Annotated in this window: 6 protein-coding genes; 5 read left to right on the top strand and 1 reads right to left on the bottom strand. The window is 74.0% G+C overall.

Translation table 11 applies throughout. The features are described from left to right. Window positions 1-312: 312 nt before the first annotated feature. The gene (locus Q3W71_RS22890) at window positions 313-1539 is read left to right on the top strand and encodes a CdaR family transcriptional regulator (protein WP_302921453.1); all 1227 of its coding nucleotides are present in this window, start codon (window positions 313-315) and stop codon (window positions 1537-1539) included. Between the two features lie 212 nt (window positions 1540-1751). On the opposite strand, the gene Q3W71_RS22885 is transcribed toward Q3W71_RS22890, so the two are convergent. Next, a complete protein-coding gene (locus tag Q3W71_RS22885; protein WP_302921452.1) occupies window positions 1752-3665 on the bottom strand; it encodes a Xaa-Pro dipeptidyl-peptidase in 1914 nt (637 codons plus the stop codon). Between the two features lie 314 nt (window positions 3666-3979). Between Q3W71_RS22885 and Q3W71_RS22880 the strand changes: the two genes are divergently transcribed. Genes Q3W71_RS22880 through Q3W71_RS22865 form a run of 4 tightly spaced genes read left to right on the top strand, consistent with a single transcriptional unit; the run spans window position 3980 to window position 8020 of the window. After that, window positions 3980-4834: a carbohydrate ABC transporter permease gene (locus Q3W71_RS22880; RefSeq protein WP_302921450.1), complete on the top strand. Its 855-nt coding sequence runs from the start codon at window positions 3980-3982 to the stop codon at window positions 4832-4834. Further along, window positions 4831-6132 carry a sugar ABC transporter substrate-binding protein gene (locus Q3W71_RS22875; RefSeq protein WP_302921449.1) on the top strand — a complete coding sequence of 434 codons (1302 nt, stop codon included), beginning with the start codon at window positions 4831-4833 and terminating at the stop codon, window positions 6130-6132. The genes Q3W71_RS22880 and Q3W71_RS22875 overlap by 4 nt, the downstream gene beginning before the upstream one ends. Further along, window positions 6132-7142: an ABC transporter ATP-binding protein gene (locus tag Q3W71_RS22870; RefSeq protein ID WP_302921448.1), complete on the top strand. Its 1011-nt coding sequence runs from the start codon at window positions 6132-6134 to the stop codon at window positions 7140-7142. Before Q3W71_RS22875 ends, Q3W71_RS22870 begins: the two co-directional genes overlap by 1 nt. Beyond that, the gene (locus Q3W71_RS22865) at window positions 7139-8020 is read left to right on the top strand and encodes a carbohydrate ABC transporter permease (RefSeq protein WP_302921447.1); all 882 of its coding nucleotides are present in this window, start codon (window positions 7139-7141) and stop codon (window positions 8018-8020) included. Before Q3W71_RS22870 ends, Q3W71_RS22865 begins: the two co-directional genes overlap by 4 nt. The last annotated feature ends 11 nt before the right edge of the window (window positions 8021-8031 follow it).

Below are 8031 nucleotides of genomic sequence, written 5' to 3'. Positions count from 1 at the left end.
CCCCCAACCCCAACCCCCACGCAGCAGACAGAGACGCGACCACCCCCACGCACCAGCCACCGACCCGACCACCGCAAGACGACGCACCCGACGGGCCAGGGCGACGCGGCCAGCACCCGACAGTTCCGTCCCGCGGGGTGGACAGGCGTAACGCGATCGGTGGCCGGGCACGCTCACCCAATAAGGGCATGATCAGCTTTTGGTCACCGCCTGATCGGGGAGGAACAATCCGAGACAACAGGCAGGACGCACGAGCCGGCCATCCGCCCGTCCGGGACGCCGGCGGCGCGGTCCGGGCGACCGGAGGAGCACATGCAGGGTGAGCTGCAACGCATCGTCGACGCACTCGCCGCCCACGCCGGCCGCCCGGCGTTGATCGAGGACCGGCGGCAGCGGGTCGTGGTCTACAGCGAGCACACCGGCGTGATGGACGACGTGCGCAAGGCGTCCATCCTGCGCCGGCAGACCACGCCGGAGGTGATGGCCTGGTTCCGCGACGTGGGCATCATGGAGGCCCGGGAGCCGGTGCGGACCCCGGCGTCGGCGGAACTCGACCTGATGCCCCGGGTCTGCGTGCCCATCCGCCACCAGGACCTGCTGCTCGGCTTCGTCTGGTTCATCGACCCGGACGGCACCATGGCCGACGCCGACCTGGAGTCCACCGGCCTGGTCAGCGAGCTGTCCCTGGCGCTGTACCGGGAGAACCTGCTCGGCGAGCTGGCCTCCCAACGCGAGACCGAGGTGGCGCGTACCCTGCTCGCCGACAGCGCGGCGACGCGGGACCGGTCGGTGCGGGCGCTGCGGGAGGCCGGCCTGATCGCCGGCGACGGCCCGGCCACCGCGCTCGTCGCGCAGCTGGTGACGGCCGGCCAGCCGCCCGACGAGGTCGCCCGGCTGGCGTTGGAGCAGGCGCTGGTGACCACCCGTCGCTGGATCGGGACCCGGGAGGCGCTGCACGTGGTCCGCGACGACCACGGGGTGCTGCTGCTCTGCGGCGGGCGGTTCGCCGGGCGCCCCTCCCCCGAGGCCGCCGCCAAGCTCCTCGACGACAACCTGCGGCAGGCCACCCGCGGGCTCGGCTCCGTCGAGCGCACGGTGGTGGGGATCGGCCAGGCCCGCGCCGGGCTGGTCGACGCCGTCGGATCGTACGGGGAGGCGCTGCGCTCGGCCCGGGTGGGCGTACGGCTGCCCGCCCTCGGCCGGGTGGTCTCCTGGTCCGGGCTGGGCATCTACCGGGTGCTGTCCCGGCTGGACGGCCAGCAGCCGGACATCTCCGACGTGCACCCGGGGCTGGAGCGGCTGCTGCGCGAGCAGTCCAACCCGGTGCTGCTGGAGACCCTGGAGCGCTACCTGGACCTGGCCGGCAACGCGCACGCCACCGCCGAGCAGCTGCGGCTGCACCGCACCACCCTCTACTACCGGTTGCAGCGGATCGAGGAGCTGGCCGAGACCGACCTGAAGGACGGCAACGAGCGGCTCTGCCTGCACCTGGCGCTGAAGCTCGGTCGGCTCACCGGCCGCTACCGGCCCGAGGGCTGACCGGCCCCGGCCGCCGCGCGCCGGTCAGCCGCCAACCCGCCGTCGGCCGGTGCGTTCCGGGAGGCCGACCGGCGACCAGCAGACCCGAGGCGACCACCAGACCCGAGGCCGACCGACGACCGGTCGACCGAGGGCCGGGCGACCGACGACCGACGACCGTCAGACCGCCGGGTGGGCGGGGCGCCGGTGCCGGCGCCCCGCCCACGGACCAGCTACAGGCCGGCGGCGACCGCGGCGCTGCGGCCGCCGACCACCGGCAGCTCGATCCGGCTGCGGTCGAAGTGCACGGTGATCTCCGCCTGGTTCTGCTTGGCCCGGCTGCTGTAGCCGGAGTACGAGCCGAGCAGCACCACGCCGATCTGGTGGCCGGCCTCGAAGACGTAGTCCTCGGGCAGCAGCCGCACGTCGACGGCGTTCTTCTGCCCCGGCACCAGCGGCGTCGACACGCTCAGCGAGTCGAGGTTGAGCCCGTCGAGGATGCCCTTGGTGACCAGTTCCTGGGGGTTGCTGGCCACCGTCTTCTCGGTCTGCCGGTAGCAGGCCTCCTCGGCGTGCCCGCCCCAGGTGGCCGCGCCGCCCCAGCAGTCCTCCGTGCCGAGGGTGCGGATGCCGTCGCCGGAGGTGCTGAACCGGGGCCGGGTCCCGTAGTCGACCAGCAGCCCGGCGAAGCTGGTGTCCACGTCGTCCACCGACGCGTTGATCTTGACGATCGGCGAGCCGGAGACGTGCAGCGGCGCCAGCAGCGGCCGGGACAGGAACACCAGCCGGTTCTCGGTGTTCGCCTGCGGGTCGGACGGGTGACGGATGGCGTTGGTCTGGCTCATCGAGGGGGTGTCCTGGAAGCTGGCCCGGGCGTTGCCGGGGTGCGGACGCACCGACAGCCCGCCGGCCGCGCCGTCCGCGCCGGGCTGGAGGAACACCTGGGTCGGCCGGGCCTGCGGCACCGGCCAGTCCGCGTACGTCTCCCAGACGTCCGGCGCCCGCTCTATGTCGACCATCGGCTCGGCCATGATGCCGTTGTCGATGCCGTGCAGCCAGTAGTCGAACCACCGGTGCAGGGTGTCCACCCACTCGCCGCGGCGGAAGTCGAACGGGTCGACGTGCCCGGTGCCGGTCAGCCACAGCTTGCGCGGCACGTTCCGCTCGGCCAGCGCGTTCCACCAGGTGCTGAAGTGGTCCGGCCGGACGTTGTTGTCGTTGATGCCGTGCACCACGAAGACGCTGGCGCGCACCTGGCCGGCGTGGGGGACGTAGTCCCGCTCGGCCCAGAAGTCGTTGTAGTCGCCGGTGGCGTCGTCGACCTGCTCGCCCAGCCGTTCCCGTACCGGCGCGCAGTACGCCCGCCGGGCCGGGTTGGTGACCGTGTTGGCCAGGCTGCCGGAGTAGTTGTTGGCCCGGGTGACCAGCCCGCCGCTGCGCGAGTAGTCGTACCAGCTGGAGATGGCGGAGATGGGCACGATGGTGGCGAGCCCGTCCACGCCGCTGGCGGCGGCCGCGTTGGCGAGCGTGCCGTCGTACGACTTGCCGATCATGCCGGTGCGGCCGTTGTGCCAGTCGGCGACGACCTCGCGCCCGGCGGCGTCCCGGCCGGGCCGGCGGCCGTTGAGCCAGTCGATCGCGGTCGGCGCGCTGACGTTGTCGGCGTGCCCGCCGGTGACCGGGCAACCGGTCGAGTTGTTGGTGCCGATCATGTCCAGCAGCACCACCGCGTACCCGCGCGGCACGAAGTAGTTGTCGTAGAACAGCGGCCACTGGTCGTTCAGGCCGTCGCCGTCGAGGTCGCCCTTGCACTCGCCCTCGTTGCCCCGGCAGACCGTGGAGTAGTACGGGCTGGCGTCCATCACCACCGGGACGCGCAGGCCGTCGTCGCTGGCCCGGGGCCGGATGATGTCCATCGCCACCACGTCGGCCGCGCCGTCGGCGTCGGTGTCCACGTCGGAGGTGACGAAGACCCGCTGGCGGATCGCGTCGTCGTACCCGTACACCGGCTGGGTGACCCCGTCCTCGACGACCGGCCCGGGGCGCTCGGCCGCCGGCTGGGCCGTCGCGGTGGCCGCGGGCAGGCCGACGGCGGTGGTCGCCACGACCACCACCGCCGCCCGCCACCAGGTTCTCCTGCTTCGCATCGTGCTCCTCCCTCTCGGCACCGGCCGTGGCCGCCACGCCCGGTCCGGACGCGGTCACCGTGAGCACGGCGCTGTGATCGAACCCTACGAATGGGCGGACGGCCGGTCATCGGACACGTGTGGGAGGTGCCGGCCGGCGGCTCCTACGTCTGTCGCAGGCGAGCCCGGCCCGGCGACCGGCCGGCGGGCCGGTCGCCGGCACGTCGGCGGCGTCCGCGCGGTTCCGGCCGGTACGACAGGCGTAGGAGGCGGCGGGGCCCGATTCCAACAGGTGCCCGATGATTCGCGGGCCCGGCGGCCATAGGTTCGGCGACGTGCGGTTGTCGGGTCGGGCCACGATCCCGCGGATCATCGGGCGTTTCGTGGTGCCGGCCCTGTTCGCGGCGCTGTTCGCCGCCCCGCTGTGGTTCATGGTGGTCGGCTCGCTGCGCCCCGCCGGCCTGCCCCCGCCGCGGACCCTCGAGGTCCTCCCGCCCGAGCCGACGCTGGCCGCGTACGCCCGGCTGCCCGAGCTGATCCCGCTCTTCCGCTACCTGGCGAACTCGGCGCTGGTGGTGGCGCTGGCCGTGCCGCTGACCGTGGCCGTCGCCTCGCTGACCGGGTTCGGGCTGCGGCTGCTCACCCCGACCGCCCGCCGGCGGGTGGTGCTCGGCCTGCTCGCGGTGCTGCTGGTGCCGGTCACCGCGGTCTGGGCCACCCGGTTCGAGCTGTTCCGGCTGGCCGGCGTGGTCGACACGTACCTGCCGTTGCTGGCCCCGGCGGCGCTGGCCGGCAGCCCGTTCCTGGTGCTGCTCTACGCCTGGAGCTTCGGCGGCGTGCCGGACAGCCAACTGTGGGCGGCCCGGTTGGAGGGCGCCGGCTGGCTGACCGTGTGGCGGCGGGTGGCGCTGCCCCAGGTCCGCCCGGCCACCCTGGCGGTGGCGGTGCTCGCCTTCACCTTCCACTGGGCCAACTTCATCGACCCGCTGCTGTACCTGCAGAGCGGCGACCGGTACACCTACCCGCTCGGCCTGCAGTTCCTGCGCCTGCTCAACCCCACGGACTGGCCGCTGCTGATGGCCGGCAGCGTGGTGGCCACCGTGCCGTGCGTGCTGGTGTTCCTGCTGGCGCAGCGGGTGCTGTTGAACGACGATCCACTGGCCGCACTCAGATCTGGAGGACGCAGGTGACGAACACCCGGTCACGACGGTGGTGGGCCCTGGTCATGGCCGCCCTGCTGGTCGGCTATGCCGCCGGCTGTGGCAGCGGGGACGACCGTGCCGAGGACGCGTCGGGCATCACCGTGGTGCTCTTCGGCGACGCCGAGGAGATCGCCGGCTACCGCACCATGGTCACCGCCTTCGAGCAGGCCAACCCCGACGTCGACGTCAACCTCTCCCCGGTGGCCGGCCAGGACGAGCTGATGGCCCGGCTGACCACCGCGTTCGCCGGCGGCAAGCCACCGGACGTGTTCCTGCTCAACTACCGCCGCTACGGCCAGTTCGCCGCCCAGGGGGCGATCGAACCGGCGCAGTCCTACCTGGACCGCAGCACCGTGCTCAAAGAGAGCGACTTCAGCCCGCGGGCGCTGGACGCCTTCCGGTACGACGGCAAGGCGCTGACCTGCCTGCCGCAGAACCTCTCCTCGCTGGTCGTCTACTACAACGCCGACCTGTTCGCCGCCGCCGGCGTGCCGCTGCCCAAGGCCGGCTGGACCTGGGACGACTTCCTCGCCACCGCCCGCGCGCTGACCCGCGACGGCCGCTACGGGCTGGGCGTGGAGCCGTCCGTGCCCCGGCTCGCGCCGTTCGTCTGGTCCAACCGGGGCGAGCTCGTCGACGACCCGGCCCGCCCCACCGCGCTGACGCTGCGCGGCGACCCGGCCACCCGGGCGGCGGTGGACTGGTTCCTCGACCTGCAACTGAAGCACCACGTGGTGCCGCCGGACGCCGAGGAGCAGAGCGAGTCCAGCGAGGCCCGGTTCCTGCGCGGCACGCTGGCCATGTACCTCAACAGCCGGGTGGCGGTGCCGACGCTGCGCACCATCGAGGGCTTCACCTGGGACGTGGCACCGCTGCCGGTCGCCCCGGGCGGGGTGCCCGCGTCGATCCTGCACAGCGACGCGTACTGCATGAGCGCCGGGCTGCCCGAGCACGGCGACGCCTGGCGGTTCATCGAGTTCGCGATGGGCCCGGAGGGGCAGAAGATCCTCGCCGAGTCCGGCCGCACCGTCCCGTCCCGGCTCGACGTGGCCAACTCCCCCGTCTTCCTCGACCCGGCCGCGCCGCCGAAGTCGGCGCGGGTCTACCTCGACGCCGAGCCGCACCTGCGCGCCACCCCGCGCACGGCCACCTGGTCGCGGGTCGAGAAGGAGACCGGCACCCTGCTGGAGGAGCTGTTCTACGGCCGGATCGACCGGGAGGAAGGGCTGCGCCGGCTGGAGGAGCAGAGCCGGCAGCTGTTCGCCCTGCCGGTCGGAGGGGGCTGATGGGCGGGCGCGGCGAGATCCGGCTGGCGGAGCTGACCAAGTCGTACGGGCGGACCACCGCCCTCGACGGCGTCGACCTGGAGGTGCGCGCCGGTGAGCTGCTCACCCTGGTCGGGCCGTCCGGGTCGGGGAAGTCGACGGTGCTGCGGCTGATCGCCGGCCTGGACCGGCCGGACCGCGGCCGGGTGCTGGTCGACGGCCAGGACGTGGCCCGGGTGCCGCCGCACCGGCGGGCCGTGGCGATGGTCTTCCAGGACTACGCGCTCTACCCGCACCTGACAGTGCTCGGCAACCTGACCTTCGGGCTGCGGGTGCGCCGGGTCCCCCGCGCCGAGGCCGACCGGCGGGCCCGCGCGGCGGCCGACCGGCTGGGCATCGCCGAGCTGCTCGACCGCCACCCGGACGAGATGTCCGGCGGGCAGCGGCAGCGGGTGGCGCTGGCCCGCGCCCTGCTCCGCGAGCCCAGCGTCTACCTGCTCGACGAGCCGCTGGCCAGCCTGGACGCGCCGCTGCGCTTCGCCACCCGGGCCGACCTGCTCGCCCTGCACCGCGACCTGGGCACCACCACCGTGCACGTCACCCACGACCAGGCCGAGGCGATGACCCTCGGCGACCGGGTGGCGGTGCTGCACCAGGGCCGGGTCCGCCAGGTCGGGCCGCCGCAGCAGGTCTACGACGAGCCGGCGGACACCGTCGTGGCCGCGTTCCTGGGCAGCCCGCCGATGAACCTGGTGCCCGGCGGCGGGGTGCTCGGCGGCGCCGCCGGGCTGACCCTCGGCGTACGGCCGGAGGACCTGGCGCTCGACCCGGCGGGGCCGATCGAGGCCACCGTGGAGGCGGTGGAGGCGCTCGGCAGCGAGGCGGTGCTGCTGACCCGGTGCGCCGACGGCACCCGGTTGACCGTCCGCACCGGACCCCGTCCCGGGGTGCGCCCGGGTGACCCGGTGCGGCTGCGCCCCGACCCGGACCGCATCCACCGGTTCGACGCCGCGACGGGCCGGCGCCGGTGACCGGCGGCCGCAACCGCCGACCGCTCACCGGCTGGGCGTTCCTCGCCCCGTACGCGGTGGCGGTCGCGCTGCTGGTCGCGCTGCCGGCCCTGCTCAACGTCGGCTACGCGTTCACCGACCACACCGGGCTCACCCGGGATCCGCGGTTCGTCGGCCTGGCCAACGTGCGCCGGCTGCTCGACGACCCGTTCCTGCTGGACAGCCTGCGGGCGTCCCTGCTGCACGTGGCGCTGGCGGTGCCGGTGCGGCTGCTCGCCGCGGTGGGGCTGGCGCTGCTGCTGGCCGCGCCCCGCCCCGGCGGGCGCTGGTTCCGGGTCGCGGTCTACCTGCCGACCGTGGTGCCCGACGTGGCGCTGGCCGTGCTCTTCCTCTGGGTGCTCAACCCGCTGTACGGCCCGCTCAACCAGCTGCTGGGCCTGTTCGGCCATCCCGGCTTCACCTGGCTCGCCGACCCCACCACCGCCCGGCTGGCGGTGGTGCTGATGCTGGCCTTCCCGATCGGCGAGGGCTTCGTCGTCGTGCTGGCCGCCCGCCGCTTGCTCGACGGCCGGCTGTACGAGGCGGCGGCGCTGGAGGGCTGCGGGCCGTTCGGGCAGCTGCGCCGGCTCACCCTGCCGCTGCTGGCCCCGGTGCTGGTGCTGCTGGCGGTGCGGGACACCATCCTCACCCTCCAGGTGAACTTCGTCCCGGCGTACGTGCTGACCGACGGCCGGCCCGCCAACGCCACGCTCTACCTGCCGGTCTACATCTTCGACCAGGCGTTCGAGTTCTCCGGCTTCGCCTACGGGGCGCTCATCTCGATGGTGCTGATGGCGGTCACCGGCGTCATCATCACCGGCCTGCTGCTGATGGTCCGGCGCTGGCGGGTGCTGCGGTGAGGTGGCATCCT

It is taken from the genome of Micromonospora sp. C28SCA-DRY-2 (genome assembly GCF_030519475.1).
Lineage (GTDB): Bacteria > Actinomycetota > Actinomycetes > Mycobacteriales > Micromonosporaceae > Micromonospora.
The sequence above is the reverse complement of the archived record's forward strand: the minus strand, read 5'-3'. Positions and strand labels throughout refer to the sequence as shown.